The sequence below is a fragment of the Sphingobium sp. IP1 genome (genome assembly GCF_002708645.1).
In the GTDB taxonomy this organism is placed as follows: domain Bacteria; phylum Pseudomonadota; class Alphaproteobacteria; order Sphingomonadales; family Sphingomonadaceae; genus Sphingobium; species Sphingobium yanoikuyae.
On sequence record NZ_NOIW01000011.1, the window covers coordinates 25,491 to 51,531 of the forward strand.

Annotated in this window: 27 protein-coding genes; 22 read left to right on the top strand and 5 right to left on the bottom strand. The window is 64.2% G+C overall.

Annotated features, from left to right (window positions below; genetic code table 11):
• Nucleotides 1-576: 576 nt before the first annotated feature.
• Together CG471_RS05615 and CG471_RS05625 are read right to left on the bottom strand one after the other, a co-directional pair.
• Entirely contained in the window at nt 577-1,569 is a 993-nt protein-coding gene (locus tag CG471_RS05615) for an SLOG family protein (protein WP_037447491.1), read from the bottom strand.
• Nucleotides 1,570-2,412: 843 nt separating this feature from the next.
• Nucleotides 2,413-5,370 carry a Tn3 family transposase gene (locus CG471_RS05625; protein ID WP_099231083.1) on the bottom strand — a complete coding sequence of 986 codons (2,958 nt, stop codon included), beginning with the start codon at nt 5,368-5,370 and terminating at the stop codon, nt 2,413-2,415.
• 138 nt (nt 5,371-5,508) lie between these two features.
• Between CG471_RS05625 and CG471_RS05630 the strand changes: the two genes are divergently transcribed.
• The 3 genes from CG471_RS05630 to CG471_RS05640 all read left to right on the top strand — a co-directional run bounded on the left by CG471_RS05630 (nt 5,509) and on the right by CG471_RS05640 (nt 7,605).
• Nucleotides 5,509-6,069, top strand: coding sequence for a recombinase family protein (locus tag CG471_RS05630; protein WP_099231134.1), 561 nt, complete (start codon nt 5,509-5,511; stop codon nt 6,067-6,069).
• Between the two features lie 541 nt (nt 6,070-6,610).
• Nucleotides 6,611-6,688 (top strand): TetR family transcriptional regulator, encoded by a 78-nt coding sequence (locus CG471_RS31740; protein WP_373562043.1) that lies wholly within the window; start codon nt 6,611-6,613, stop codon nt 6,686-6,688.
• A gap of 95 nt (nt 6,689-6,783) precedes the next feature.
• Entirely contained in the window at nt 6,784-7,605 is an 822-nt protein-coding gene (locus CG471_RS05640; protein WP_053556532.1) for an IS5 family transposase, read from the top strand.
• 141 nt (nt 7,606-7,746) lie between these two features.
• Here CG471_RS05640 and CG471_RS05645 read toward each other — a convergent pair whose 3' ends face one another.
• The 3 genes from CG471_RS05645 to CG471_RS05655 all read right to left on the bottom strand — a co-directional run bounded on the left by CG471_RS05645 (nt 7,747) and on the right by CG471_RS05655 (nt 8,946).
• On the bottom strand, nt 7,747-7,971 hold the full coding sequence (locus CG471_RS05645) for a hypothetical protein (protein WP_081260906.1): 225 nt from the start codon (nt 7,969-7,971) through the stop codon (nt 7,747-7,749).
• A gap of 85 nt (nt 7,972-8,056) precedes the next feature.
• Complete coding sequence (locus tag CG471_RS05650; protein ID WP_125988425.1) at nt 8,057-8,509, bottom strand: hypothetical protein; 453 nt, start codon at nt 8,507-8,509, stop codon at nt 8,057-8,059.
• Nucleotides 8,510-8,595: 86 nt separating this feature from the next.
• Complete coding sequence (locus CG471_RS05655; RefSeq protein ID WP_069338508.1) at nt 8,596-8,946, bottom strand: hypothetical protein; 351 nt, start codon at nt 8,944-8,946, stop codon at nt 8,596-8,598.
• Between the two features lie 408 nt (nt 8,947-9,354).
• Between CG471_RS05655 and CG471_RS05660 the strand changes: the two genes are divergently transcribed.
• From CG471_RS05660 to CG471_RS05750, 19 genes are read left to right on the top strand one after another with little or no spacing between them, the layout of a single operon-like run.
• Nucleotides 9,355-9,603 carry a hypothetical protein gene (locus tag CG471_RS05660; protein WP_234792482.1) on the top strand — a complete coding sequence of 83 codons (249 nt, stop codon included), beginning with the start codon at nt 9,355-9,357 and terminating at the stop codon, nt 9,601-9,603.
• Between the two features lie 41 nt (nt 9,604-9,644).
• Complete coding sequence (gene traL, locus CG471_RS05665; RefSeq protein ID WP_007406330.1) at nt 9,645-9,929, top strand: type IV conjugative transfer system protein TraL; 285 nt, start codon at nt 9,645-9,647, stop codon at nt 9,927-9,929.
• A gap of 1 nt (nt 9,930) precedes the next feature.
• Entirely contained in the window at nt 9,931-10,515 is a 585-nt protein-coding gene (locus CG471_RS05670) for a type IV conjugative transfer system protein TraE (RefSeq protein WP_099231087.1), read from the top strand.
• Complete coding sequence (locus CG471_RS05675; protein ID WP_069338505.1) at nt 10,512-11,324, top strand: type-F conjugative transfer system secretin TraK; 813 nt, start codon at nt 10,512-10,514, stop codon at nt 11,322-11,324. Before CG471_RS05670 ends, CG471_RS05675 begins: the two co-directional genes overlap by 4 nt.
• Nucleotides 11,321-12,640 carry a TraB/VirB10 family protein gene (locus CG471_RS05680; protein WP_069338504.1) on the top strand — a complete coding sequence of 440 codons (1,320 nt, stop codon included), beginning with the start codon at nt 11,321-11,323 and terminating at the stop codon, nt 12,638-12,640. Before CG471_RS05675 ends, CG471_RS05680 begins: the two co-directional genes overlap by 4 nt.
• Nucleotides 12,641-12,664: 24 nt before the next feature.
• A complete protein-coding gene (locus tag CG471_RS05685; RefSeq protein WP_069338503.1) occupies nt 12,665-13,477 on the top strand; it encodes a DsbC family protein in 813 nt (270 codons plus the stop codon).
• A complete protein-coding gene (locus CG471_RS05690) occupies nt 13,474-14,277 on the top strand; it encodes a conjugal transfer protein (RefSeq protein ID WP_069338502.1) in 804 nt (267 codons plus the stop codon). Before CG471_RS05685 ends, CG471_RS05690 begins: the two co-directional genes overlap by 4 nt.
• Nucleotides 14,278-14,280: 3 nt before the next feature.
• On the top strand, nt 14,281-16,848 hold the full coding sequence (gene traC, locus CG471_RS05695) for a type IV secretion system protein TraC (protein WP_069338501.1): 2,568 nt from the start codon (nt 14,281-14,283) through the stop codon (nt 16,846-16,848).
• Nucleotides 16,845-17,222, top strand: a complete 378-nt coding sequence (locus tag CG471_RS05700) for a hypothetical protein (protein ID WP_069338500.1) — start codon at nt 16,845-16,847, stop codon at nt 17,220-17,222. Before traC ends, CG471_RS05700 begins: the two co-directional genes overlap by 4 nt.
• A complete protein-coding gene (locus CG471_RS05705; protein ID WP_069338499.1) occupies nt 17,215-17,901 on the top strand; it encodes a TrbI F-type domain-containing protein in 687 nt (228 codons plus the stop codon). The genes CG471_RS05700 and CG471_RS05705 overlap by 8 nt, the downstream gene beginning before the upstream one ends.
• The gene (locus tag CG471_RS05710) at nt 17,885-18,472 is read left to right on the top strand and encodes a S26 family signal peptidase (protein WP_069338498.1); all 588 of its coding nucleotides are present in this window, start codon (nt 17,885-17,887) and stop codon (nt 18,470-18,472) included. The genes CG471_RS05705 and CG471_RS05710 overlap by 17 nt, the downstream gene beginning before the upstream one ends.
• The gene (gene traW, locus CG471_RS05715; protein WP_069338497.1) at nt 18,469-19,128 is read left to right on the top strand and encodes a type-F conjugative transfer system protein TraW; all 660 of its coding nucleotides are present in this window, start codon (nt 18,469-18,471) and stop codon (nt 19,126-19,128) included. The genes CG471_RS05710 and traW overlap by 4 nt, the downstream gene beginning before the upstream one ends.
• Nucleotides 19,125-19,412, top strand: coding sequence for a hypothetical protein (locus tag CG471_RS05720; protein ID WP_069338496.1), 288 nt, complete (start codon nt 19,125-19,127; stop codon nt 19,410-19,412). Before traW ends, CG471_RS05720 begins: the two co-directional genes overlap by 4 nt.
• Nucleotides 19,409-20,422 (top strand): conjugal transfer pilus assembly protein TraU, encoded by a 1,014-nt coding sequence (traU, locus tag CG471_RS05725; RefSeq protein ID WP_069338495.1) that lies wholly within the window; start codon nt 19,409-19,411, stop codon nt 20,420-20,422. The genes CG471_RS05720 and traU overlap by 4 nt, the downstream gene beginning before the upstream one ends.
• Before the next feature lie 8 nt (nt 20,423-20,430).
• Entirely contained in the window at nt 20,431-21,174 is a 744-nt protein-coding gene (gene trbC / locus CG471_RS05730; protein ID WP_069338511.1) for a type-F conjugative transfer system pilin assembly protein TrbC, read from the top strand.
• 2 nt (nt 21,175-21,176) lie between these two features.
• Nucleotides 21,177-23,270 (top strand): conjugal transfer protein TraN, encoded by a 2,094-nt coding sequence (traN, locus tag CG471_RS05735; protein ID WP_099231089.1) that lies wholly within the window; start codon nt 21,177-21,179, stop codon nt 23,268-23,270.
• Nucleotides 23,267-23,680 carry a hypothetical protein gene (locus CG471_RS05740; RefSeq protein ID WP_069338494.1) on the top strand — a complete coding sequence of 138 codons (414 nt, stop codon included), beginning with the start codon at nt 23,267-23,269 and terminating at the stop codon, nt 23,678-23,680. The genes traN and CG471_RS05740 overlap by 4 nt, the downstream gene beginning before the upstream one ends.
• Before the next feature lies 1 nt (nt 23,681).
• Nucleotides 23,682-24,587 (top strand): conjugal transfer protein TraF, encoded by a 906-nt coding sequence (gene traF / locus CG471_RS05745; protein WP_069338493.1) that lies wholly within the window; start codon nt 23,682-23,684, stop codon nt 24,585-24,587.
• Nucleotides 24,587-26,029 carry a conjugal transfer protein TraH gene (locus CG471_RS05750; protein WP_069338492.1) on the top strand — a complete coding sequence of 481 codons (1,443 nt, stop codon included), beginning with the start codon at nt 24,587-24,589 and terminating at the stop codon, nt 26,027-26,029. Before traF ends, CG471_RS05750 begins: the two co-directional genes overlap by 1 nt.
• The last annotated feature ends 12 nt before the right edge of the window (nt 26,030-26,041 follow it).

Below are 26,041 nucleotides of genomic sequence, written 5' to 3' on the forward strand. Positions count from 1 at the left end.
CTTTTGCTGACGCGAACCGTCCGGCATGCGGTGTTCAGGGCGGTTGATGCCGTTGACCGGGAAGCCGTGGCGAGCGCAGCGAAGGCAGGGATCCCGGTCAACGCTCGAGAGCGGGGGAGCCGATTTTGTGCTGGCGGTCCGCTGAGCGGAGCGATTGCGGACGGGCAGCGCAAAATTTGGGGGACCGCGAAGTCTCGACGGCCCGTCATACCCGCATGCCATTCTGTAGTGAGGCGAGCAAAGGATAGCCCTTTCGGGGTCGCACCGGGGTTTTCCAAGGGTCGCATCGGCCGAGGCGTAGCGCGCTGGTCATCGCACTCAGCGATGACCGCTAAGCGAGCGAGGCGATGCGACGGAGCGACAGATCGATCCCGGCATCGGCGAGGCGTGGCAGGCAGCGGCAATGCGACGGCATTGCCCTGCCGCGAGCGAGCCGTGTCGATCCGGCAACGCGGTGCGATCGACCGCAAGGTCAGTCCCACGCGGCGCGATGGGGCTCGATGCCCCGGAGCGCCGCCCAGGGCGACGTAAAAAAGGGGAAGGACTCCGGTTTCCCGGAGCCCTTCCGTGAGTGCGTCAGGCGCGACGGCCGCGCTGGCTGGGCTGCACCGGCGCCTGTCCGTCCTTGCGGAAGACGTGGAGCGGTACGCCGGCGGTTCGCAGCTTGCGCGCGAAGTCGATCTGGACGCCCGATCCTTCGCAGACGATCGCTTCGACGGGACGCAGCGAGGCGATGCGGTCGTTGCGCAGGAACCCGCCCCGGTTGCCGTGGCGCTTGTCGAGGAACATGCGCACCAGCTTGACCTCGCGCGAGGCCGCCCACGACGCTGCGATGGCGTCGGCACCCTTGTTCATGGCGGTGGTCATCAGGACCATCGACGGGATGCGACGCTTGATCTGGTCGAGGCGTTCGAAGAGCTGCTCGTGGTCGTGCCATTCCATGCCGCCCGAGAAGGCGACAATCGGGCCGCTCGGGTTGTGCTCGTCCCGACGCTTTGCCGCGCGTGCCGCCAGATAGTCGGCACCGTCGATCATCGAGGCGGTCAGCTTGGACGACACCCTGCTGCCGCGGACGGTCGAGAAGGGCCGTCCGGTCTCGACGCGATACACGTTCCCGGCGTGGTCCCGCATGCAGCGCATCGCCTCGGCGCAATTCTCGAGGGTCTGGCAGAGCAGCTGGGTTTCTTCGAGTTCCACCGCGTAGATCTCCGAGGGGTCGTAGCTGCGCACCAAGTCGCCCAGCTTCTTGGCGGCGTCATCCTCCCGCCCCTCGATGCGCTTGGCCACCATGTGGAAGCTGTTGACGAAACCCCATGCGAGATCGGCGGCGAATTCTTCCATGCGGGTGTCGCGGAACACGTCGAACATCGTCGCCAGCATCTGCTCGACGGCGTGCGCGGCCTGCTCCGGGTCGGGCATGTCCAGCTTCTCGGCTTCGCTGACGATGGAAAGCTTGGCCATCTCGCTCGCCTCGATGAACGCCCCCTGATAGGTCTCGGTGGTGTCCTCGTCGGCGCGGCGCTCGTTGATCGCGCGGCCCATGTCGTTGAAGTTGCTGTACTTGGTCATGATAGCCTCCATGAGTTGAAAATCTCACCTTCTCTCGGTGAGGAATCTCATCCGGCATGCGGCGGTCAGGGCGGTCAGGGACGTTAACCGGGAAGCCGCGGCCCGCAGGGTCGCGGACCCCGGTTAACGCTCGCGCGCGGGGGAGCCGATTTTCTCGTGCCCTGGAGGCGGAGCGAAGCGGAGGCGGAAGGGTGCGTGAAAATTGGGGGGACCGCGCGTCCTTGACGGCCCGCCAACCCCGCATGCCAGACTTCCTCATCACAGAGAGAGAAAATATTATGTTGTGGTGGGCACGCCGGGTCGGACCGAGCACGGGCGGCGGTGATGCGCCGCCAGGCGCAGCGCCGCAAAGGCAGCGCCAGTGAGCCCGGGAGGGCGAGCCAGCTGCCGCCGCCCGCGCGCAGGACGCCCGGCGCCGGCATAGGGATCGTCACCCGCAGGGCGGAGACCCCGCCAGGGGGCTCCGTGAGGCCCGCCAGGGCCGAATAGAGCCCGGTCCCGCCCACAAGGCGGGACGCCCCGCCCTGCCCCTCTACGGCCGTCCCACAGCCAGCACAGCAGGATCAGCAGGATCAGTCCCATTCATACTCGCCACCGTCATCCCCGGCATCGTAATCCGGCATCTCCTGGATTCCCGGGTCGTCTGGATCGCGGTTGGCATCGGGGTCCTCGCCGTGCAGGTCGGTCTGGATATCCGGTTCGGTTGCGAACCGGATATCTTCACCGATGCGGTCAGCAATGTCCGGCTCGACCGCGCTGTCATCGTCTAGCCAGGGCTGACTACACGAAAGTGCGTTTTACGTACGCCAGGGGGGAACCTTTGGCGAACGCGGGTGAATGGCATCATGCGGCCAGGAGCGAGGAAGGCGTGCGCAACGGGCGGAGCTGGCCGGGATCGGGGCGGCTTTCGACATTCCAGCGATAGTCGCCGGTGAGCGAGATATGCTCCCATCCCAGCGGGGCGATATGGCGCGCAACGTCCTCCGGGATCGCCAGCGCCCCGACCGCCCGTTCGAGATAGCGGGTGTTCCACAGGATGATGGCGGCCACGAGGAGATTGAGGCCGGAGGCGCGATAGGTCTGGTTCTCGAACCGCCGGTCGCGCAGCTCGCCGAGCTGGTTGAAGAAGAGCGCGCGGGCGAGCGCGTTGCGGGCCTCGCCCTTGTTGAGACCGGCCTGGGTGCGCCGGCGCAGGTCGAGATCGCGCAGCCAGTCGAGCATGAAGATCGAGCGCTCTATCCGCCCGACCTCGCGCAAGGCCAGCGCGAGTCCGTTCTGGCGTGGGTAAGCGGACAATCTGCGCAGCATCGCCGAAGCGGTGGCGGTGCCGCTGCGGATCGAAGTGGTGAGGCGCAGCAGTTCAGCCCAATGGGCGGCGACATGCCCGATGGCTACCGGATCGCCGGTCATACCGGCCAGCAGCGGCCCCGCTTCCTGGCCCGGCAGTAGATGCAGGCGCCGGTCCTTCAGGTCGCGCAGGCGCGGCGCGAAGCGGTAGCCGAAGAAGGGCATGAGGCCGAACACATGGTCGGATGCGCCGCCGGTATCGGTGTAATGCTCTTCGATCGACAGGCCGGTGGCATGGTATAGCAGCCCGTCGAGAACATAGGGAGCCTCGCCGGCGGTCGCCGCGATCACGCGGCTCGAGAACGGATCATATTGGTCCGAGACGTGGGTGTAGAAGCTGACGCCGGGTTCATTGCCGTTGCGCGCATTGATGTCGCCGATCGCGGCGCCGCGCCCGCCCGCATGGAAGAGCTGGCCGTCACTGGAAGAGGTGGTGCCGTCGCCCCACAGCGCGGCCAACGGCACGGTGCGGTGAACGTCGATCAACCGCCCCAGCGCCTCGCTATAAGCGGCTTCGCTGATATGCCAGTCGTGCAGATGGGCGAGCTGACGCAGGGTCGCGCCCTGACAGGTCTCGGCCATGCGCGTCAGCCCGAGATTGATGCCATCGGCCAGGATCACGGTCAGGAGCGCGTTACGATCGTCCGCCACGCGACCGGAGCGGCGATGGGTGAAGCACTCGGAAAAGCCAGTCCAGCTATCGACCTCCAAAAGGAGATCGGTGATCTTCACGCGTGGCAGCCGATCATAGGCGACGCGGCGCATATTCTCTGCATCCGGCGGCGTGATCGCCTTGAGCGGGGATACGACAAGGCCATTGTCGTCAAGGCGCACCTGGGGCAGTTCTCCCTGTCGAGCGAGGATCGTCACCCGCTCGATCGCGGTGTCGAGACTGGCGCGGCGACCGGCGACGAAGCTGTCGAAATCAGTATCGATCGCCAGTGGCAGCGGTCCTCGCGCGCGCATCGCATCGAAGGTTGCAGGCGGCAGGAGATAGCTGTCGAAGGCGCGATAATGACGGCTCGCCGCCACCCATATGTCGCCGGCGCGCAGCCGGTCGCGCAGTTGGGTGAGCACGCACAGCTCATAGGCGGCGCGGACGACCACGCCATCGCGCAGCACGAACGGCCGCCATGACGGCGGCACGAAGCGGAGCGGTGGGTTATCGGGCAGGCGCCGTCGTCCGGTGCGATAAATGTCGGCGATCAGCCGAACCGCATCGAGCAAGCCCTGCACCGCACCGGCCCCGCGAAACTCAAAGGCGTTGAGGAACGGCCCGATCACGGAGCGCAGCGAGCGCTGCCGTTCGATCAGTTCCGCCGTGCGGTCGATTGTTTCCGGCGCGATCAGTAGCTCGGCGTCCACGACCGCCGTTCCCAACCTTTCCCAGTCGATCGAACTGATGGCGGCAAGAGAATCGACGCCTCGCGCCCGCGCGTCGAGCAATGTCCGGCATGAGCCGGTGAGCAGGCGAAGCTGCGCCTGCAATGACCGGATCGTGCCGATCGCCTTGTCCTTGGTCCGATTCTCGGCCCGTCGCATCATGCTCCCCAGGAGCTTGTCCATCATCGTCAGCACCGCATCGGTCAGGCTTTCCTCAAGCCGGATGCCGGCAGCGACAAGGATCGCATGACGGCGTAGGTCGGGCAGTTCCGCCAGATGCTGCGGCGTGATGCGCGCCGCCTCGTCGGCGATCCGGTCGAATGCCGCCTGCGGGATGGTCGCGGCGCGCGAGGCCGCCAGGCCCAGCGCGCGAACTTGGTCGAGCCGTTCGATCAGTCGCAGGATATTGCGCGGGGCCGGCGATAGGGGCGGGTTGCGCAGCCATGAGAGCCAGGTCGCGCTTTTGTCGTCGCGCCGCGACAGGAGGGCGTCGAGCGTCGCGCGTTCGGGTTCGCCGAGATCTCCGGCGAGCACGTCATGGACCAGATCTCCGGCCTGCTGCCGCGCCCGTCGCACTATCGCCTCAATCACCGTCACGGGCGGCAGCAGCAATCGCCGGCGTCGCATCTCGTCGATGACGATGCCCGCAAGCCGCGAGGACTGGGTGACGGTCTGCGCGATCGGCATGGCGAACGCGACCAGCGCGTGGAAATCCGCACGACTGAAAACGAGATGACCGAAGCGCCGCGACAGGTCGGCGAGGTGCGACCGCCGCGTTTCGTCGCGGCGGGCATAGTCGCGCCATGATGCGGGCGACACATCCAACTGATGGGCCACGAACGCGAGGATCGGCATGGGCGGCACTTCGCCGGCTTCCAGCACGCGCCCCGGCCAGCGCAGATACAGCATCAGCATCGCATAGCCGAGACGGGTGACGTCGCCACGCCGGGATGCGATCAGTTCGAGGTCGTCACGGGTCAAGGTGAAGTGACGCGCGATCTCGCGTTCATCGAGCGACGGATCATAATGGCCCGCAAGCATCTCGCGGGTTAGCAGGTGTCTTCTGGCCAAGGTCGAACCCCTCCATGTCGCTGTCCGTCAGACGTCCGTTGGACGGTCACTGGGAATGTGTCCGTCAACTCTGGACGTTCGATGGCGATTCGGACAAGATCGCATTATGATGGGAAAACGGACAGTATGGGGCGGCCCGTGGCGCTGATCGGCTATGCGCGGGTATCCACCCCCGACCAGAAGCTCTCGCTTCAGCACGACGCACTGGAGCGGGCAGGATGCGACCGTGTTTTCGACGATCATGCGTCGGGCGCCAGGACTGACAGGCCCGGTCTTGCTGAAGCGCTGGCCTATCTGCGCGCCGGCGACACGCTGGTGGTGTGGAAGCTCGATCGGCTCGGCCGCTCGATGAGCCATCTGATCGAGAAGATCGGTGAATTGGCGTCGCGGGGCATCGGGTTCCGCTCGCTCACCGAGAACATCGACACAACCACGCCGGGAGGCATGCTGGTGTTCAACATCTTCGGCTCCCTCGCGCAGTTCGAGCGCGATCTGATCCGCGAGCGCACCCAGGCGGGTCTGCGCGCCGCGCGCGAGCGCGGCAGCAAGGGCGGTCGCCGCCCTGTCGTCACTCCCGACAAGCTGCGCAAGGCCCGGGCGCACATCGCAGCAGGCCTTACTGTGCGGGAGGCCGCCGCCCGCCTTAAAATCGGAAAAACCGCCCTTTACAAAGCGTTGGAAGGCGCAACGGCGGAATAGCTATGGCACCAAATATCGATCAGATCCGTTACCACGCTACACCAGCGCGGTCCCGCGTAGACGCACGTATTCGGGTTATCATGGGAATCTACATAGCCTGCTTCGGCCTCGGTTTTTTCAATCATGCGCGAGACTTTGTAGCATACGGATGGAGGCCCTATGATTGGGGACCATTTCAACTCGAGCTATTTTGGACATCACTGATATTCTTAGACGCGCTTGCTATTGTGCTACTTCTATCGCGCTTCAGACGGGCGGGATTGGTTTTGGCCGCGTCAATAATGATCGGTGACGTCGCTGCAAACACCTACGCTCTGGTAGCTTTGAGCATTCCGGCATTTGGCTTTTCGGTGCCGCTTCAGGCAACGTTTTTGGGCTTTATCCTAGGCTCGCTACCGTTCGTTTGGCCCGCAAAACCTTCTATGTTCCGATGAGCGCTGGCGCCTGTAGCAGCCTTCCCCCGTAATCGTACTGCATTCGTTCGTGTATCGCGTACGTAAAACTCACTTTCGTGTAGTCACCCCAACTTTTGAAAACCGAGATGTCGGCCACCGAGATTGCCTCTGCAATTGGTGTGTCGATTTCCACGTTCTACAGGCATTTCCCAGTTAGTGTCTGACCCGAAACTAAGGTGGGTGATATCAGCAGGTTAGCTTGACGCCGTGCCTTGCCGTTGATTCAGGAGGTTTTGCGAAGAACTTCCGGAGATCAGCGATGTGGACCGATACCACCCGCGCGCATCATTCGCGCAAAGGCCTCGCCCTGCCAAGCGATTTGACCGATGGTGAGTGGGCCGTTCTGGAGCCCTTTTTCCCGCCGCCATCGCAGACTGGGCGGCCTCGCAAATGGCCAGTCCGGCGCATTGTCGAGGCGATCCTTTACCTGCTTCGCGGCGGGTTGCCCTGGCGGATGCTGCCCCCCTGTTTTCCGCCGGCCTCGACCGTGCAGCGCTGGTTCTACTTATGGCGCGATGCGGGCCTGTGGGAACGGATCAACCATTATCTGCTGCAAGACCTACGCACCGCCCAGGGCCGTGAGGCTTCGCCCAGTGCCGGTGTAATCGACAGCCAAAGCGTCAAGACGACCGAAAGCGGAGGTCCGCAGGGCTATGATGCAGGTAAAAAGATCAAGGGGCGCAAGCGTCATATCGTGACCGATACCGAAGGTAATCTGGTTCATGCCGTGGTCCACACCGCCGATATCCAGGACCGTGACGGTGCTCCGCTGCTGCTGGCCGAGATCGTCCGCTCGTTCCCATGGCTGCGGCACGTCTTCGCCGATGGCGGCTATGCCGGGAAGAAGCTCAGGGGTAGCCTCGCCCGGCTCGGGCAGTGGACCATCGAGATCATCAAACGGTCCGACAGGGCAAAGGGCTTCGAAATCCTGCCGCGACGCTGGGTGGTCGAGCGGACATTCGCCTGGCTCGGCCGCAACCGTCGCCTTGCAAAGGACTTCGAACAGACCCTCGCATCGGCCCGCTGCTGGCTGTTCACCGCTTCCGTCCAGCTCCTCACTCGACGCATCGTACGTCTATGAAAATACAGCCGATAGTTTCGAGTCAGACTCTTAGATAACGGCATCCGCGCCAGTCTTGGCCGACGTGTTGCGCAGAAGCACGCAATGGTGGAGTGAGACTTAAACTGACGGCCGGTTTGAGCCGATTGCCGGCAGTAGGATTCATGGCTCTTTGTTGGCGCGATCTGGCGTTCGCGGGCCAAGGAATTCGTAGCGCAAGAGAATGTCGCTATCGATCCGTTCGAGTATGGCGTTGATCGTTGCCTCGCGGGACGGCAGTGTGAGGCGCTGCCGGATCTTCTCCACGATGTCGATGGATGTAGGGGAGAGGGCGTATGTTGAACGTCGATAGCCAGCTGCGTCCTCACGCAGCTTTTTGCGACGCATCGACCGTGCGCTCCTTGTCGTCGAGTCCTTTTCGGGCATGGGGCAGGATAGTCATAAGACATCTGCTTTCAACACCGCGCTCGACTCATGATGCTGTAGCAACCGGGCTTTGGATGTCGCCTAACAGCTTTTGAAAGATAGACGGCGCGCCCGGTGCGGATCCAACCTCGCTGGCAAGTGCCATGAACGTGGCGCATTCCTCACCCGCATTGTCATAATTGGACGCGACGTCGACGATCCAGCGAACGAACTGCCGGAAACCCGGGTCAAAATAGAGTTCGGGCTTCCCCAGTATGTCGATGGCGAAAGATGCAACGTCGATATCGATCTCGAGGACAGCGACGAGTTGATTGTGAATGACCGGGGTAACAGCGGCATTGCATGCCTTGATCTTGTTGATCAGGCTGAGACTGCGGCCGAGCCTGCGGGCCATTTCCTTGTTCGTGATCCGGCGTCGTCTCCACTCGTGAAGAAAGAGGCGCCTGAAGCACTCCTGGCGTTTGACGCTTTCTTGTGACCCGATACTCCGGTCGCTCATGGCATGGCACCCCCGGTTAGGGGGGTATCATACAGCCGTATGAGTCGGTTCTGTCAATCCCATGTGAATCACCGTTCATCGCAGATTTAGGAATCGGTTCCTTCAAACACGGCGAGAAGAGCGCTGACAAAGACGAACCGAACTGGAGGAACTGTGCCGGTCGCCTTCGCGATGGCCTCCCTCGCGGCCTGGAAGGCGGGTTTGTCTCGAAGATTGATACGCAGCGTTATGCGATAATCACCTGTCTCGTCACGCTCGCTCGCCGACCGCCAGATTTGTCGGAAATCGAGCATTTCTCCAATAATTCCGAGACCATGTATGGCAGTCGAGGAAACCGTCTCGAATTGGCCGGTCTTAAGGGAATAGACCCTGATCGCATCGGCGGTGAGGCGGAAAACGCGGTCGCTAACGCGAAAGGTATATAGGGCTTGGGACATTGAGGCGATTGATACCGCTGTAAGCGGACGCCCGCCAGCGCAGACAGAAGAAAGTTTGCCGCAGTAATAAAAATATTTCAGCGAACGAAAATTTCGGGAATGCACCTGAACTGGTAATACGTTTCCACATCGCAACGAAGATTGTAAAAATTTTACACTGTTTGCTCGTCAATGATGTGGAGTGTGTAACCTGGTTACACAGGTGTGTAATCCTATTACACCCTTTAGTGTAATTCTATTACACACCAAGATTTAATACTTGCGATCACCATGAGTTTATATCCTCTTAACGGAGACGACGTGCTTGTGCGTCGTCTTCCAAGGGGAAAGAGCATGACTGCACTTTCGATGCCGAAGGGTAACCAGATCAACGGTATCCTTCTTGGCCTTGCGATCATCGCCTGCGTGATGATCCTGGGCGCTTCGGCGGCCTTTGCGGGCACCGACACCACGTTCAATACCGCGCTCACGAAGTTCACGGACTTCCTCGAGGGCTCGGGCGGCAAGATCATCACCGTGATGAGCCTTGCCGGCGGCATCGTCGCGCTTGCGTCGGGTCGCTTCAGCCTCGGCCAGGTGGCCGTTCCCGTCGCCGTCGGCGTCGGTGCGGGCACCGGCATTCCGATCGTCACCTCGACCGTCACCGCGACGATCTGAGGACCGACTGGGATCAACCGCTGGGAGGGCGGTGAGCGCTTATGGACAGGTATACCATCCCTTCGCATCTCGACGATCCGGAGCTGATCGGCTTCTGGACGCTGGACGAGTTCCTCGCGATGGCGATCCCCTTCATCTGGGGCATCCTTTCGCAGCACGTCGTGATCGGATTGATGGTCTCGTTGCTCGGATGGTGGGGCTTCCGAAAGCTCAAAGCCGGCAAGGCCACATCGTGGATTCTCCACATGGCCTACTGGCACCTGCCGTCGAGTTTTACCGGTCTCAAGGCGACGCCACCCTCCCACCTTCGCGTGATGGTGGGCTGAAATGGATTATAGTGTCGGTCTCGCGCAGTCGCAGCGGGTTCTCAAGCAGCGCAACATGCTCGGCATCGTGGCGCTGGTTCTCGCGGGCCTCGTGGTCATCCTCTTCCTGGTCGGCGCGACGCGCGACCGCGAGATCGTCCTTCAACCTATCGTCCGCACGCCCCTGACGCTGTCCTCGAGCGGGGTCAGCCGGGAGTATCTCGAGATGGTCACGCGCGACACCGCGCTGATGACGCTCAACCGCTCGCCTGAAAATCTCGACTACTGGATGGAGTCGATCCTCAAGATCGCGACGCCCGAAAGTCACGGCTCGCTCAAGCGCGATCTCATGAAGATCCTGAGCGAACAGCGCGGGTCGAGCATCAGCCAGTATTTCACGCTCGCCAGCATGAAGGTTGATCCTGAGAACCTGACCTCGGAAGTGACCGGCACGCTGCATACCGTCGTCGGCTCCAAGGCGGTGACTGCCGAGGCGAAAACCTTCCGCTTCTACTGGTCCTATCGCGGCCTGTCCCTTCAGCTGAAGGGCTTCGGCATGGTCACCAAGGTCGACAAGGACGACGCTGCAACCGGAGACGAGGCATGACGCCCCTGATCGCATTTGGCCTCATCGGAGGCGGGACGGCGATCGCCTCCCGCGTCTGCTCGCTCTCGCGCTTCGTCGGCGCAGGCATGATCCTGGTCGGGGGAATGGCGCTCGCTGCGCCTGCCTTTGCCGACGAGCATCTGCTTGCAAAGGACAATAGCGAGGTTTCCTGCACGCTTTCCAAGTCCGGCCTCACACGGATCAGCCTCAAGGACGACCGCTTTGCCAGTGTCTCCAAGCTGACCACCGGCGTCGAGAGCGACGATTTCACGGTCGTCAACGAGCCGACGCGCGGCGACATCTACGTCTCTGTTCCCGAAGCCTATTCGCGGGCCAACGTCTCCTTCTTCGGCACGACCTCCAAGGGGTATGTCTACAAGTTCAGCTGCCGCCTTGCAGGCGACGACGCGCAACAGGTGTTCGTCGAGAACAAGGATATCGCAGGCGAGGCGCAGACAGCGGTCGCACAGGCCGACACCACGCCGCAGGAAGCGTCCGCCACGCTCGTCCAAGCGATGTTCCAGCAAGCCCCGCTCGAGGGCTTCGACGTCCGCCCCGCGGTTACCGATCCGGTCATGGTGGGGTCGCTCAAGGTGCAGATGCTCACCGAATATCGGGGCACGGCGCTCGCAGGGCGCGTGTTGCGGATCGAGAACAAGGGCGGATCGCCTGTCGCGCTGGGCGAAGGAACGATCGCGCCGTCGAACGCGATCGCCGTATCGGTCGCCAATCCCAACCTCAAACCCGGTGAAGTCACCACAGCGTATATCGTCACGCCGTCGGGCCTCGCCAACGGAGTGCGGCCATGAGCCTCAAGGACCTTTTCCCCGGCAGGAAACCCAAGCAACTCGATGCCGAGCCTGAAGAAGGCGAGGGCGAACTGATGGCCGGCAACGACGCCGTCCGAAAGAAGCAGCTGCTCTACCTTGGCTGCGGCGGCGCGCTCGCACTGGTGCTGGGGTCCTGGTACGTCATGGGCGACGATACCAAGCTCAAGACGTCGGGCGCAGACGACAAGGTCGTCAAGATCACCACCGACGACATGGTCAACCGGAACATGTCGGACCGGGAGTGGCAGGCGGCATCCGAAGCGCAGATGCAGTCGATCAACAACCAGTTGAAGGGTGTCGACGGCCAGCGCGCGCAGATGGAGCAGCTTCAGGCGCAGATCGCCGCGCTCCAGGGCGAGAAACAGTCGATGGCCTCAGATGGCCAGCGGGTGATGAGCGCTTACCAGCAGGAGAACGACCAGCTTCGTCAGCAGCTTGCGCAGCGGTCGAGCGCGCCCCCTGCGCCGGCGCCCGCGCAGATGTACGGGCCGATGGGCCAGCCCAACTATCGGGGTCCGGGCGCACCGATGAGCGCAGGGGAGGCGGCCGCTGCCGCGGTGTCGCAGTCGCGCTCGATCAAGCTCGTCTCGTTCGAGGGCGGGCCGAGCGGAACGGCGACGCGCATTTCGGGTGGCACGACCAGCTATACCGACAGCCCCAATTATCTGCCGCCCAATTCGATCGCGAAGGCCAAGGTGATCGTCGGCGTCGATGCGTCGGCAGGGGTGCAGTCGCAGAGCGATCCGCTTCCCGTCGTGCTGCGGATCACAGGGCCGGCGCGCTCGGTTTACAGCAACGGCAAGCTGCTCACGACCCGGATCGAGGGCTGCGTCATCAACGGCGCGGCACGCGGCGACCTCTCCTCGGAGAAGGTCTATGTGAAGCTCCAGCGGATGACCTGTCCGCAGGCCAATGGGCGCTTCGCGGTCTCGGACGTCAAGGGCTTCATCAGCTTTGCCGGCAAGACCGGCGTGCGCGGGCGGGTGGTCAGCCGCGAGGGCGGGCTTGTCGGCCAGGCCTTCATCGCCGGTATCGCAGGTGGTTTCGGTCGCGGCTTCTCGGCCAACACCAACTCGCTCCTCACCGGCAACAACGTGACGGTCAACGGGAAGCGCGAACAGATCGGCATGGGCGACATCGCACAGGCCGGGCTGGGCAACGGCATCGCCCAGTCCGCCGACATGGTCAGCAAATATCTGATCGAGCGGGCCGAGCAATATCAGCCGATCATCGAGATGCCGACCGGCATCGATGTCGAGATCGTCTTCCTCGAAGGCGTCTTCATCCAGAACTGAGCCTCGGGCCGAAAGGATATGCTTATGACACAGAATATTCTGCTTGGCGTCGCGGCCAGCGCGGCGATGATGCTGACCGGCAGCGCGGAGCCGGCGATCGGGCCGCAGGTGCAGGCCGCGCTCCAGCAGCGGCTCCCCAAGACGCCGATCACCGGGATCGATTGCACGAAGATCGAGGGGCTGTGCGAAGTTACCGCCGGCGCCAATCTCTTCTATGTCGACAAGTCGGCCCGCTATCTCGTGATCGGCCGGGTCTATGACATGGAAACCCGGCAGGACCTGACGGCAGCGCGCCTGTTGGCGCTCAACCCCGACATGCTGGTGGGCGGCGCGGCGCGCGCCAATGCGGCAGCCGATGCGCCCGAGCCTTCTGCGCCCGGCAACGGGGCGCGGGTGACGGAACAACGGGGGGCCGTCCGCACGCTCGACCTTTCGAAGCTCTCGAACAAGGGAGCGATCATATGGGGTTCGGGGTCCCAGAGCGTCACTGTCTTTTCCGATTTCCATTGCGGCTATTGCCGGGCGCTCAGCCAGACGCTCGAGACGATGAACGTGCGCGTGATCGAGCGGCCGATCTCGGTGCTCGGAAGCCGGGACGTCGCCGATCGCGTGCTGTGCGCGAAGGACCGGCATGCAGCGGTACGCGCCGCCTATGCGCAGGACCCGGTGCCAGGGACGGGCAAGTGCGACACCAGCGGTCTCGACGAGAATGAGGCGTTCGCCAAGGCGCACGGTCTCAACGGCACGCCCGTTCTCGTGCGCTCCGATGGCGCGGTGATGGAGGGGTTCCAGCCCAAGGCGCAACTTCTTGCATGGTTGAAGGGAGCAAGGTCATGAGCCGTTCGGCGATCCGTCTGCCGGACTGTCCGGTGTCCCAGTATCGCCCGCGAGGCCGCACCCGGCGGGTCGCGATCGCGATGGCAACGAGCCTTGTGCTGCTGGCAGGGTGCACGACCTTCGGGACCAACATCAAGGGCAGCTTTGCGTGCGGTGCCCCGCAAGGGGGCAGCTGTGCGCCCGCAACCGTGATCGACGACAAGGCGCTCGCGGAAATCAGCGGCGAGACGAGCTATCGTCCCGCAGGTCCCTTCCAGGCGCCCTTGCGGCAGGCGGGGCCGCAGCGCATCGCCTATGCAGCGACCCCGCAGGCGTCGGGTGTGGGTCCGCAGAAGGTGTTGCGCATCGTCTTTCCCGCCCATGTCGACGGGGCAGGGCGCTATCATGAAACGAGCGTCGTGCAGGCCGTGGTCGATAACGGCCAATGGCTCGCCGCGACCGACGGGCACGGTCCTGCCCTTGCCGCGACGCAGGTCCTCAACGTCAGCCCCGAGATCCTCTCGCAGCTCGGTACGCCGATCCCGCCGTCCGCGTCGGCACCTGTCGAAGTCCCGGCGACCGCGCCGGTCGTGGCAGTACCGCCGGCGAGCGCTGTGGGTGCCCCGACCGCCGCGGCGGTCGCAGCCGCGCGCGCCAAGGCGCGAGAGGCGGCGGCAGGGAAGGGGGTCCCGGTCGCTGCACGGGCTGCAACCCCCGCGCCGGCACCGGTCGGTGCCAAGCCCAAAAGCAATGCGCCGGAATTCGCTTCGGGGAACCCGGCGAACCGGCCTGCCTCGTTCTCTCCGCGCGTGGAGGACTGAGCCATGGCCGCTAAGACAGGCTTCATCGCGCGGCTGCTGGGTGACACACGCGGCCCCGATCAGGGTACGCCCTCGCACGGCGCGCCCATGCTCTCGCAATGGCTGCCCTATCGGAGCTTCGACGCGCGCAACGATCTGTTCTACCAGACCGACAGCCTTGCGTTCGCGCTCGAGCTGGCGCCGCTCATGGGGGCCGATGAGCGCACCGGCGAGATCCTCGCGCAGATGCTTTCCGAGAGCGTGCCGCCCAGCGCGCGCGTCCAGCTTCTCTCGTTCCAGAGCCCGCGCGTGGGCGCGCTGATCGCGCAATATGCGCTGCCACGGTTCAAGGCCGGCGGCGTGCATCGCAAGATCGCGGAGCGGCGATCGGCGTTCCTGCGGCACGGGGCATGGGTCTCGATGTCGAAGGACGGGCCTTTCCATGTCCGCAATCATCGCATCTTTCTGTCGGTGTCGATCGCTGCGTCGAAAGCGACACCCGAAGAACTGATTGGCGTGCGCGACAGTATCGTCTCGACCCTGGCGTCGATCGACATGCCGGCCACGCGAATGAAGCCGGTCGATCTCATTGCGCTGATCGATGACATTACCGCGCCCGCGTTCGACGTGTCGGACCAGGTATCGGAATATTCCGACCTCGATCCGATTGCCGACCAGTGCGTGCGCCGCGACGTCCAGACCGTCGTCCACGCCGATCGTCTGCTCGTTTCGGTCGAGCCGCTGCGCGCCGTGACCAGTCTTTCGGGTGAGACCCAGTATGAGGAGATCCGACCCGACACGTTCGACTATCGCTTCTTCTCGGTTCGCAATCTTCCCAACCGCTGGGCACCGTGGGACGTGCAGAAGCTGATCGGTGACATGTTCTCCGACAAGCTGCGCCCTGGCTGTCCGACGCTGACTTCGTTGTGCCTGTGCTATCAGGACGAGCAGGCCGCCTCGTCCAAGGCGGGTTACAAGTTCATGCGCACGTCGAGCCTTGCGGATTCGAAGTCGGCGCGCCTGCTGCCGCAGCTCAAGGACCAGAGCCGCGAATGGGAGCATGTCACCCAGGAACTGCGCCTCGGCAAGAAGCTGGTGCAGGCCTATTATGCGGTCGGCATCATCAGCCCCAAGGGGATGGGCGATGCCAACGAGCGCACCGTCAAGTCGATGTACAAGGCCGCTGGCTGGGACCTGCTCGACGAACGCTTTCTCCAGATCATGGCGTTCATGTCGTGCCTGCCGATGACGCTGGGCAACGGCCTCGACAGCGATCTCAAGCGCATGAAGCGGTTGCGCACGATGCTCACCAGTACCGCGGCGAACATGCTGCCGATCCAGGGCGAGTTTCTGGGCGGGGGCTTGCCGCACCTCATGTTCATCGGACGGCGCGGCCAGCCCTTCTTCTGGTCGCCCTTCGAGAACAAGGCGGGTAACCACAATGTCGCGGTGTTCGGCAAGTCCGGGTCGGGTAAGTCGGTCGCGCTTCAGGAACTGTGCGCGGCGTTCGCCGGGGTCGGTGCCAAGATCATCGTGATCGACGATGGCCGCTCGTTCGAACATATGTCCAAGAGCCTGGGCGGCAATTTTGTCGAGTTTCGCCTGCGCGACGGCTTCAGCCTCAATCCCTTCTCGATGATCGACGAGGCGCTGGTCGCGCAGGATGAGGATTATCTCATCGACGCGCTCGCGATGCTCAAGTCGATCGTCGGTCAGATGGGTCGCCACATCGACAAGCTCAACGATACCGAGCGCGGCCTTATCGATCGCGCGGTCAATCAGGTCTGGGAAGCGAAGGGGCGGGGGGGCAGCGTCGACGATGTGGTCGAGGCGCTGCGCACCGACGGATCGCCGCAGGGCCAGGATCTGGCGATCGCGATGTTCCCGTTCTCGAGTGCGGGCACCTATGGCAGCTTCTTTACCGGCGAGGCGTCGGTGGACATGTCGAACGCGCTCACCGTCTTCGAACTGTCGGACCTCTCGAGCCGCGAGGAACTGCGCTCGGTCGTGCTGACCGCGATCATGTTCATGTCCTCGCAGACGATGCGCCGGATGGATCGCCAGATCCCCAAGGCGCTGCTGATCGACGAGGCGTGGCAGATGCTGCGCGGCGGATCGATGGCCGATTTCGTCGAAACCTACAGCCGGACCTGCCGGAAATATGGCGCGTCCCTCATCACCGCGACGCAGAGCCTGAACGATTATTACAAGTCGGAAGGGAGCCTTGCCGCGCTCGAGAATTCCGACTGGTCGGTCATCCTCATGCAGAAGCCCGACACGATTTCGGACTTCCAGAAGCATGGCCGGTTCGACATGGACCCCTACACCGAAAGCCTGCTGCGCTCGCTCAAGCGCAACGGCGCGGAATATTCCGACATCATGATCAAGGGGCCGGATTCGATGGCGGTCGGTCGCCTCGTGCTCGATAAATATTCCGCGACGCTCTACTCTTCCAGCCCTCAGACCTTTGCCGACATCGAGCATCTGATCGAGCAGGGATGCTCGATGGACGAGGCGATCGAGCGGGTCGCCTATCCCGAGGAATATATCGGCAAACCGATCGGTACGCCTCTCATGGAGGCGGCGGAATGAACGCGCTCACGCCTTTCGACACCGACTGGAAGACGCCGACGCCCTTTTCCTGGAAGCGCGCGTTCGCCCGGGCGTTCGCGGACATGTGCTATGTGCTGCTGCGCACGTCGGGCTGGATGGCGATGACGCTGCTTGCGACCTTCGGGGTCGCGATCCTCTTCTTCCTGATGCTCGGCGACTTCACCGCGATCGGTTTCTTCTCGCAGGTCGCCAATCTCGGCACGCACTTCGTCGCGGCTGACAGCGCGCGCCGTGCGGTGTTCGGCGACCAGCTTTTCTTCACCTTCATCGTCGCCTTCGGCGTGGTCGCGCTGCTGCGCGGCAAGCTGCTGCTCGCGATCGTCACTTCCACGAAAGGCACCCGGCATGGTTGACGTTCTCGATCGGTCCACAGCGGCCCCCGTATCCGGCGAACCCGCGCCTGTCCCTTTGGCGATCCATCCCGAGGCCACGCCCGCTTCGCCGGCGCGCGGCACGGGTGCGAAGGCCGTGCGCCGCAAGCCCGAGGGTCTGCCCAGGATCGCCTATGTCGCAGCCGCGCTTATCGTGGCGGTGCTGCTTTGGGGCGCATGGGTGACCAAGCATCTGCTCACGCCCCCTGCCACCGTGCCGATGGCAAGTGTCCGGCTCGAGGGGATCGTGTCGGAATATGTGCAGGCCCAGAGCCACAGCAACAGCCCGCCCGAGCAGGTTGCGGCCCAGACGCGGGCATTCATGGGTACGCTCGACGAGGAACTGCGCAAGGTCGGCGCGGGCGGCACCACCGTCCTTGTGGGCGAAGCGGTCCTCTCCAAGAATGTCCCGGATATCACCGATCAGATCCGCAAGGCGGTTTTCGCGCGCGTGCCTCTCCCTGCGGCCGCGCCGGCTCCCGCCTCCGGTCCCGCGGTCGGCGCGATGCTTCCATCAGCCTCCGGAAGTGTCGCGCCGTCCGCGCAGGTTCAGGCGGCGCCAGCGCCCCAGGGTTCGCCGTTCGGCCCGGCACCGGTCTCGCCTGTCGAAGCGACGGTCGCACCGCCCGCGCAGGGAGGCCTCAATGGCGGCGGCTACTGACAGGCTCGCGCCTGCGGGCGCGGTGAGCGGTGCGGCAGGGGAGGGCGATCCGCTCGCCCGCAAGGCCCTCATCGCGCGGCGCGTGCGCCAGTGGAGCGCTGTGGCGCTGCTGGCAAGCGCATGGGCGGGGTATAATGCGCTCGGTGCCTGGCAGCAAAGCCACGCCTTCATGATCAACGCCTCGGAGAGCCTGCCCAACTGGGCCTTCTTCGTCGCGCGCGGCAAGACGCCGGCCAAAGGCGACTATGTGTTCTTCGTGCCGCCCGACAACGCTCTGGTCCGTCGTCATTTCGGACCGGAAACAGGGCCGTTCGGCAAGCGGGTGATCGGGATGGCGGGTTCGCTGGTCGAGCATCGCGGCGCGTATGTCTATGTCGACGGCGTCCGCGTCGCGCACATGAAGCCGCTGACGCGCACCGGGGAACCCCTGACACCGGGGCCTGTCGGGCGCGTTCCTGAGGGCTGCTACTATGTCGGCACGCCCCATCCCGACGGGTTCGACAGCCGCTATGCCGAGATCGGCTTTGCCTGCGCAAAGCAGCTGGTCGGAACCGGGACGCCGATCCTGTGATCCGCCAGGTCGCCCTTGCCGGTGGCTTCCTCGCCATCGCACTGGTCGCCAGCTCTGCCTGGCCTGTCGTCGAGGGCGCATTGGCCCATGACCATGGGGTGATGGGACAGACCTGGGGGATCGTCGAACCCGATCTTCTGGACACGATCGACCGGCGTCTCAAGACCATGCAGGCCGATGGCAGCATCGAGCGCATGCAGGCGGCGCTGCGCGTCAAGGCGCAGGAGCGGGTGCGCAATCCGTTGCCGGTTGCAGGGATCGGTGCGGTACGCGAGGCGCGCAGCTGGACCTTCGATCCCTCGATCGTGCTCGACCAGGACGTGCGCGATCAGAAGGGTCGGCTCGTCGCGCAGGCGGGGCAGCGGGTCAATCCGCTCTCGTTCGTGGCGATGAAGACCGATCTTGTGTTCATCGACGGGCGCGATGACGCACAGGTGGAGTGGGCGATGAAGCGCTGGAGCGCGCAGAACGCCAAAATCATTTTCGTCGCCGGGTCTCCCTTCGATCGCATGGGCGAGAAGAAGCGCCGCTTTTTCTTCGACCAGCAGGGCAAGCTCACCAGCCATTTCGGGATCGCGCATGTTCCCGCTGTCGTAGCGCCCCAGGGGGAAGTGCTCAGGATCAGCGAGATCGAGATGCCGGGAGCGGGCGCATGATGTGGCTCGACATGCTCAGGACGCCGATGGCCGCGCCCGAAACGCCGGGCCTCAAGGCGATGCGCCTGTCGATCCTGTGGTCCGCGCTTGCACTGGCGCTCGCCGTGCCCGCGATCCGACCGCTCCACGCTCTGTTCGGACCGGGGGCAGGGGGCATGATCGCGGGACTTGTCCTCGCTCTCGTCATCCTCGTGCCGCTCTACGTCGTGCGCAAGAACCGCGCCGACAATGCCTATTTCGACGCGAGGGTTCGCAAGAGCGAAGGTGAGGAGCCATTGCCATGATGCGGCGTCTTGTGGGCCTTCTGGCGTTCCTGGCCGCGCTCGCTGCATGGTCCGCGCCCGCCAGTGCGCTGCCTGCCAACTGCACCGGCAAGTTCGTAAACCCTGTGACCGATGTGTGCTGGTCCTGCCTGTTTCCGCTGTCGATCGGCGGCGCGCATATCTGGCCGGGAAGCCGGCCCGACACGAAGAATCCGTCGTTGCCCGTTTGCGCGTGCGGATCGCCTGTTCCCCGGATCGGCATCTCGATCGGCTTTTGGGAACCGGCGCGGCTCGTCGACGTCACGACCAAGCCCTGGTGCTTTCCCAACCTTGGCGGGCTGCGGCTCAATCCGGGTCTCGACATTGGGCAAGGCCAATATACCGGCCCCCGGATCGGTGGCGGCACGACGCAGAACTCTGCCAACTGGCAGGCCCATTATTACGTCTATCCGCTGCTCTACTGGATGGAGATCCTCACCGACTTCCTGTGCTTCGAGCAGGCCTCGTTCGACGTCGCCTACATGACCGAGATCGATCCGCTCTGGAACGACGATGTACTGACGACGCTCATCAATCCCGAGGTCGCGCTGTTCAACAATCCGATCGCGGTCGCGGCATGCGCGGCCGATTGCGCGGCGGCGACCGCGGCGCTGCCGATCGATCAGATGTTCTGGTGTTCCGGGTGCAACGGGTCGATGTTCCCGATGAACGGCAACATCGCGGCGCATAATTCGCCGGTGCAGTCCTCGCGCCTCGCGGCCGAGCGGCTGCTCTTCAAGATGCACCGGCAGGGCCTCGCATGGGGGACGGCAGGGTCCAAGGCGCTCTGCAACAAGTACGTCATGCCGATCCTCAAGAAGTCCCAATACCGCATCCAGATGACGAACCCGACGCCGACCGTGAGCGGCAAGTTCGCCTGCTCGACGATCGGGGCGTCCACGCTGCCGCCAGACGCCGGTCGCGCCTTCCCGGTGGGGGGCGAGGACTTTGGGTATCTGCTCTGGCGCAAGCGCAACTGCTGCATGTTTTGAGGTTGGCGATGAAGAAGCTCCTTCTATCGATTGCCGCGATCGCTTCCATCGGCACCGGCGCGGCCGTGCTCGGCCAGAGCGTGGAGGGGCTCGATCTCGATGCCGTCCGTGCGCGCTCGGCCAAGGCGGACGCCGATGCAGCCGCGCTCGTCGGCGAGGTTCAGCGGCGTGGCGAGGCGTTCCGCCAGGATGCGCAGACCGTGCAGGCGGTCGCGATGGAGAAGATGCGCACGATCGACAAGGCCCGGTTGCCCAAGGGACCGGCAGGCGTCGTCGATTTCGACGAGATGATCCAGACCGCATCGGCCAACCTCAAGGACAATCGCGGCACCGCGCCCCAGTTCATGGTGTTCGTCTCGACCTCGATGCCGCCCCAGGCCCTTAAGCGCATTATCGCCGAGACCTCGGCGGCGGGCGGCGTGGTCGTGTTCCGGGGATTTCCCGGCAACTCAGGCAAGGCCTTCATCGCAGCGCTCGCAAAGGTCGTGGACAAGGAGCAGCAGTTCGCCTCGATCGGCATCGACCCGCGTCTGTTCCGCGCTTTCGATGTCAGCGCCGTCCCGACCTATGTCGTTGCATCGAGCGATTTTACGCCCTGCGACGGGCTGACCTGCAAGACGACGCCCCCTCCCTTCGACCGGATGGAGGGCAATGTGACCGTCCGCTATGCGCTGGAGACCTTTGCCGATGCGAACGGTCCGGGGGCGCTGGTTGCAAGGACCGCGCTCGCCAATCTCGTGCGGACGCCCTGACGATGGCGGGGAGGGGCATCCTTGCGAGCGCCGTTCTGGCTCTCCTGTCCCTGCCGGGGGCCGCGCTCGCGCAAACGAGCGGGCAGGCAAGCCCGAGCGGTGGCTATTACGATCTTCAGGACTATCCCTATTTCAATGAGGCGGCGCAGCCGACACCGCCTGCCCAGGCATCGCCTGGCCCGTCCGCGACCTCTGCGCCCCAGCCCGCGCCGGCACAGTCTGCCATGTCAGCGCCGTCCCTGACGGTGACACAGGCGCCCAGCGCATCGAGCGCAGCCGCACGCGTTCAGGCGCAGGCCGAGCAGCAAGCGCCGACCCAGACACCGGGCCAGCCCTATGTCTATCCCAAGGGCGATCTCGCTGCGGCGCGTGAGCAGGCCAAGGCGCTCGGCAAATCGTCGCGGGCCAGCGCGGCAAGCCTGCCGACCTCGACACCGCTCAGCCAGGTGCCCGGCTATTCGGCCACCGCCAATCCGGCGCAAGCCTATGCCGACGATCCCGATGCCCTGATCGCGGCGGGCGGATCGGCCGCAGGACATAACGATGCGTGGCGCATGGTCACCGATCCGGGTCGCCTCAAGGTGACGCTGGGGGCTGGCGAGGTCGGTCGCGCGCAAGATGTCGAGAAGGACCCCAACAGTTATCTGAGCGGTCAGTCGCTGGGCGCAGCCGACGGCAGCTGCAAGCCGCTCCCTCCAGGCGGGTCGGCAGGCTATTATGAGGCGACCTGCAACACGGGAACCAAGGTCGAGGAAAGCGCGGCGGTGTGCCGGACCCCGCTCGTCATGGATGTGACGCCGGGTTCGACCAAATATATCTATGTTTGCGAAAACTGGATCGGCAATCCGCCGCGCGCGGGCAACAATACGGGCCGGCGCTGCTTTCCTGCGTTCACGCAGCCCGTCGCTAACGGCGTATGCCGGGTGCGCTCGCGCGAAACGGTGCATTATCCCATCTGCCACCAGGGGACGCTCGGGAAATGCTTCGAGCCCGATGTCGCCGATGGCGAGGAGATCACCTATGAGTGCGACAGCCCGGCAGTCGCCCGCTCCTATGTCGTCGAGACGACAGGACAGGTGGTCAACGAGCGCCGGGACGAGACGATGTGCAACGCGTCGACCGCGGGCAAGACCTGCGAGCTGAAATCGGAAACCTGCGTCGATCCCGATCCCACCACGCGCACCGTCAACGGGGTCCAGATTACGCGGGCTTGCTGGAACTGGGAGCGCACGTACAGCTGCGTAGGCACCACGCAAGCCAGCGATTGCGGCGAACTCGCCGGCAATCCGCAGTGCGTCTATGTCCGCGACGAATGCCTCGACGATCCCCAGGTCGGTCCGTGTCAGGTCACGACGAAGGTCTATAAATGCCCGATCCCGACGGCGCCGACGACGCAGCCCAAGCAATATATTTGCGGCGATGATGTCTATTGCCTCGACGGTCAGTGTGAGCCGGTCGAGCGCGAGGCATCGACCGAGTTCAAGGATGCAGTCGTCGGTCTCCATGCGCTTGGGCAGGCGAAGGAAGAGTTCAATCCCGACACGATGACCTTGTTCTCGGGCAAGCGGCAGACTTGCCACAAGCCGGTATTCGGTCTCGTCAACTGCTGCGCGGGGAAGGCCTCGGGCCTTATCACGACCGCTGCCGGCGCGGCGGCGATCGCCGGTGGGCCCGCCGCCATTGCCGCGCTCGCGACCCCGTTCCTCACCATGTTCATGTGCTCGAGCCAGGAGAAGCTGCTCGACGTCCAGGATCGCATGGGGATGTGCCACAAGCTCGGCCAATACTGCACCGACAAGGTGCTGGGCATCTGCACGTCCAGGTCGACGGCCTATTGCTGCTTCGAGAGCAAGCTCTCGCGCATCCTTCAGGAACAGGGTCGCCCGCAGATCAACAAGCCGTGGGGGAGCGCCAAGAAGGAGACATGCAAGGGCTTCACGCTCGACGAGTTCTCGCGGCTCGACCTTTCGAAGATGGATTTCACCGAAGTCTATGCCGAGTTCGTGGATGCAGCGAAGCTCCCCGACGAGATCGAAACCTCCAGGCAGATCCAGGAACGGATCAAGGCCTATTACGACAGCAAGGCGGGCAAATGAGCGTGATCGCCAATCTCGCGGACCATCGGCCGTTTCCCGATCTCTCGATCGCCGAGTTCGCGCTGCTTGTTGCGCTGCTGCGGGCAGGGCCTCATCCGGCGGCATTCCTCATTCCCACGCTCGACGCATGGTTCGACACGAAGCTACGGGCGATCGATCTGGAACCCACGATCGCCCGCCTCATTCGCGCGAACCTCATCCTGCGGCGCGGCACGACCCTGTATCCCAAGCGTCACGCCCGCACGCTGGTCATCGCCGTTTACGGCAACCTGTTCCGCATCCTGGGCGAGGACATGGCCAAGCTGATCTCCGCCCGCGAGCCGTCCCTCCTTGGCATGCTGCGCGCCTATCTCGACCGTCGCGCGAAAGAGGATCGCGAGAAGAAGAACCCCAAGAAAGATGAGGATTGATATGCGCAACGCCCTGACCCTTGCCCTCATCCTGTCGCTCGCCACAGGCGGCATCGCCCCTGTGGCGGGCGCAAGCGCGCAGGAACTGACGCCGCTGCTCGATTCTGTATCCTCGGCTCGCGAGAGCGAGGCGCCATCGTCGGCCGACCGGGAGCGCGACGAGGATCTTGGCGGGGCCGACCGGGTCGCCGCCCAGACAGGCGACGATTTCTACTGCCGCGAGCGGCGGCTCGGCACCTGGTTCTATTGCGACAAGCCCAAGCCCAAGCCGAGCGAGCAGCAGTCGGCGCAGCCCGCCCGCTCTTCGGCCGAACGGCTTGCGGCGATCGCCAAGGAACTGGAGGAATTGAAAGCGCGCGCGATCCTCGAACCGACGCCGGAGAATATCGCCCATTATATCGCGTTCCAGCGCGAGCAGCTCGACCGGGCGTCGTCCTTCGCCGACATGTGGCAGCGCACGATCTGGCAGAACCCCGACCTCGACTACACCCTCCAGCGTCCGGTCAACCAGTTGGGCAAGCGGACCTGGCTCGATACGCGCAACGCCGACCGCGAACGGGTGCTGTCGCAAATTTCGCAGCGCTACGGCGTCTTCTATTTCTATTCGTCGGCCTGCGCGGCGTGCGAGACCTTCGGCCCGATCATGCGCAGCATCTCGGATCGCTTCGGTCTCACCGTCATGGCGATCTCACTCGATGGCGGTCCGACCCGCGCCTTCCCGAACTACACGGTCGATACCGGTCAGTACAAGGCGATGGGCATGCGCGGACAGCAGGTCCCCGCACTCGTCCTCTTCGATACGGTCACCAAGCGGCCGATGCCGATCGGCTACGGCGTGATGGCGGCCGACGAGGTGATGAACCGCATCTTCACGCTCACCAGCATCAAACCCGGGAGTGACTTCTGATGGTCAGGCAGATCCTTCGCCTCTGCGCGGCGATCCTCGCGCAGGCCAGTATGATCCTTGCAGTCGGGGGGCTCGTGGCGACGCCGGCGATGGCCGACGTCCAGGGCGAGATGAACAGCTATTTCAACCAGTCGGGCGCGGCGGCGAACGTCACCGGCCCGACCGCTTTCCAGGGGCAGTCCGCGGGCTATTATTCGGGCGGATCACTCTGGAGCCGCTTCCCGCAAAAGTCGATCAATCCGGTCAATGTCGCGCTGCCTAGCGCGCGGGGCGGGTGCGGCGGTATCGACCTCTTTGCCGGCTCCTTCTCGTTCATCAACGCCGACGAAATCGTCGCGATGCTCAAGGCGACCGCGAACAACGCGATCGGCTTTGCCTTCCAGCTCGCGATCGATTCCATCTCCGCGCAGATCGGCGGGGTCATGAAGGACATGAGCCAGCGCGTGCAGCAGCTTAACGCGTTCAACATGTCGAGTTGCGAAGCGGCGCAGCAGGCGATCGGCTCGATCTGGCCGGCGATGGACGGGGCTTCGTCCACCATCTGCCAGCAGGTCGGTGGCGCGAAGGGCTTCTTTTCCGATGCGGCCGCGGCGCGGCATGGCTGCACCAACAAGGGCGAGCGTGAATCGACCCTCGCCAAGGCGGGCGACGACGGCGAACTGGTGCAGTCGAAGAATTACACCTGGTATGCGCTCAACGCCAAAAGCGCGACTAAGCCATCGCGAGAATATGCCGAATTCCTCATGACGATGGTCGGGACCATCATCTACGATGCGGCCAATACCAAGGACAGCATGGGGACGTTCCGGTTCATCGCGCCGGCGAGCTGGGACACCTATCAGGCGCTGCTCGACGGCACCGCTACGGCGCCGACCGATGTGTGGCGGTGCGACACCACCGACGACAAGGGGTGCCTCAAGCCCACGCCGACCAAATTGACGATCTCGACCAACGAGGCGCTGCGAACCCGCGTCCTCAAGGCGATGGACAGCATGTCGTCGAAGATCCGCTCGAACGCGCCCCTGTCGGGCGACGAGATTGCGCTGCTCGGGATCACCTCGATCCCGCTCTACAAGATCCTCGTCGTCAACGAGGCGGCGCATATGGGCCTGTCGGGCGGTGATCGCGCCACGCTCGCCGAGATGGTTTCGATCGACATGCTGATGTCGATGCTCGACCGCATGCTCGACACGATCTCGCAGGCGCAGGCGGGCGCGAAGTTCGTCTCCACCGATGAGTTCAAGGCGTGGCGCGCGCAGGTCGACACGGTCAAGACCGAGCTGTCGCGGCGCAACGAGAAGATGGCGGGCCAGATCTCCAACACTTACCGGGTAATTCAATATACCCAATTTATGGAATCGACCCTCAAGAACGCAATGAGCCCGCAGCTGTCCGCCTCGCTCCGCTTCGGGCGTGGTCTGTCGGCGCAGGGCGTCCGCTAAAGGGAGGGAACG

What these genes read in the sequence shown, in the direction of transcription:
- CG471_RS05615 (WP_037447491.1), bottom strand. Translation starts at nt 1,569, where the DNA reads ATGACCAAGTACAGCAACTTCAACGACATGGGCCGCGCGATCAACGAG.
- CG471_RS31740 (WP_373562043.1), top strand. Translation starts at nt 6,611, where the DNA reads ATGTCGGCCACCGAGATTGCCTCTGCAATTGGTGTGTCGATTTCCACG.
- CG471_RS05640 (WP_053556532.1), top strand. Translation starts at nt 6,784, where the DNA reads ATGTGGACCGATACCACCCGCGCGCATCATTCGCGCAAAGGCCTCGCC.
- CG471_RS05645 (WP_081260906.1), bottom strand. Translation starts at nt 7,971, where the DNA reads ATGCGTCGCAAAAAGCTGCGTGAGGACGCAGCTGGCTATCGACGTTCA.
- CG471_RS05650 (WP_125988425.1), bottom strand. Translation starts at nt 8,509, where the DNA reads ATGAGCGACCGGAGTATCGGGTCACAAGAAAGCGTCAAACGCCAGGAG.
- CG471_RS05655 (WP_069338508.1), bottom strand. Translation starts at nt 8,946, where the DNA reads ATGTCCCAAGCCCTATATACCTTTCGCGTTAGCGACCGCGTTTTCCGC.
- CG471_RS05660 (WP_234792482.1), top strand. Translation starts at nt 9,355, where the DNA reads ATGATCCTGGGCGCTTCGGCGGCCTTTGCGGGCACCGACACCACGTTC.
- traL (WP_007406330.1), top strand. Translation starts at nt 9,645, where the DNA reads ATGGACAGGTATACCATCCCTTCGCATCTCGACGATCCGGAGCTGATC.
- CG471_RS05670 (WP_099231087.1), top strand. Translation starts at nt 9,931, where the DNA reads ATGGATTATAGTGTCGGTCTCGCGCAGTCGCAGCGGGTTCTCAAGCAG.
- CG471_RS05675 (WP_069338505.1), top strand. Translation starts at nt 10,512, where the DNA reads ATGACGCCCCTGATCGCATTTGGCCTCATCGGAGGCGGGACGGCGATC.
- CG471_RS05680 (WP_069338504.1), top strand. Translation starts at nt 11,321, where the DNA reads ATGAGCCTCAAGGACCTTTTCCCCGGCAGGAAACCCAAGCAACTCGAT.
- CG471_RS05685 (WP_069338503.1), top strand. Translation starts at nt 12,665, where the DNA reads ATGACACAGAATATTCTGCTTGGCGTCGCGGCCAGCGCGGCGATGATG.
- CG471_RS05690 (WP_069338502.1), top strand. Translation starts at nt 13,474, where the DNA reads ATGAGCCGTTCGGCGATCCGTCTGCCGGACTGTCCGGTGTCCCAGTAT.
- traC (WP_069338501.1), top strand. Translation starts at nt 14,281, where the DNA reads ATGGCCGCTAAGACAGGCTTCATCGCGCGGCTGCTGGGTGACACACGC.
- CG471_RS05700 (WP_069338500.1), top strand. Translation starts at nt 16,845, where the DNA reads ATGAACGCGCTCACGCCTTTCGACACCGACTGGAAGACGCCGACGCCC.
- CG471_RS05705 (WP_069338499.1), top strand. Translation starts at nt 17,215, where the DNA reads ATGGTTGACGTTCTCGATCGGTCCACAGCGGCCCCCGTATCCGGCGAA.
- CG471_RS05710 (WP_069338498.1), top strand. Translation starts at nt 17,885, where the DNA reads ATGGCGGCGGCTACTGACAGGCTCGCGCCTGCGGGCGCGGTGAGCGGT.
- CG471_RS05720 (WP_069338496.1), top strand. Translation starts at nt 19,125, where the DNA reads ATGATGTGGCTCGACATGCTCAGGACGCCGATGGCCGCGCCCGAAACG.
- traU (WP_069338495.1), top strand. Translation starts at nt 19,409, where the DNA reads ATGATGCGGCGTCTTGTGGGCCTTCTGGCGTTCCTGGCCGCGCTCGCT.
- trbC (WP_069338511.1), top strand. Translation starts at nt 20,431, where the DNA reads ATGAAGAAGCTCCTTCTATCGATTGCCGCGATCGCTTCCATCGGCACC.
- traN (WP_099231089.1), top strand. Translation starts at nt 21,177, where the DNA reads ATGGCGGGGAGGGGCATCCTTGCGAGCGCCGTTCTGGCTCTCCTGTCC.
- CG471_RS05740 (WP_069338494.1), top strand. Translation starts at nt 23,267, where the DNA reads ATGAGCGTGATCGCCAATCTCGCGGACCATCGGCCGTTTCCCGATCTC.
- traF (WP_069338493.1), top strand. Translation starts at nt 23,682, where the DNA reads ATGCGCAACGCCCTGACCCTTGCCCTCATCCTGTCGCTCGCCACAGGC.
- CG471_RS05750 (WP_069338492.1), top strand. Translation starts at nt 24,587, where the DNA reads ATGGTCAGGCAGATCCTTCGCCTCTGCGCGGCGATCCTCGCGCAGGCC.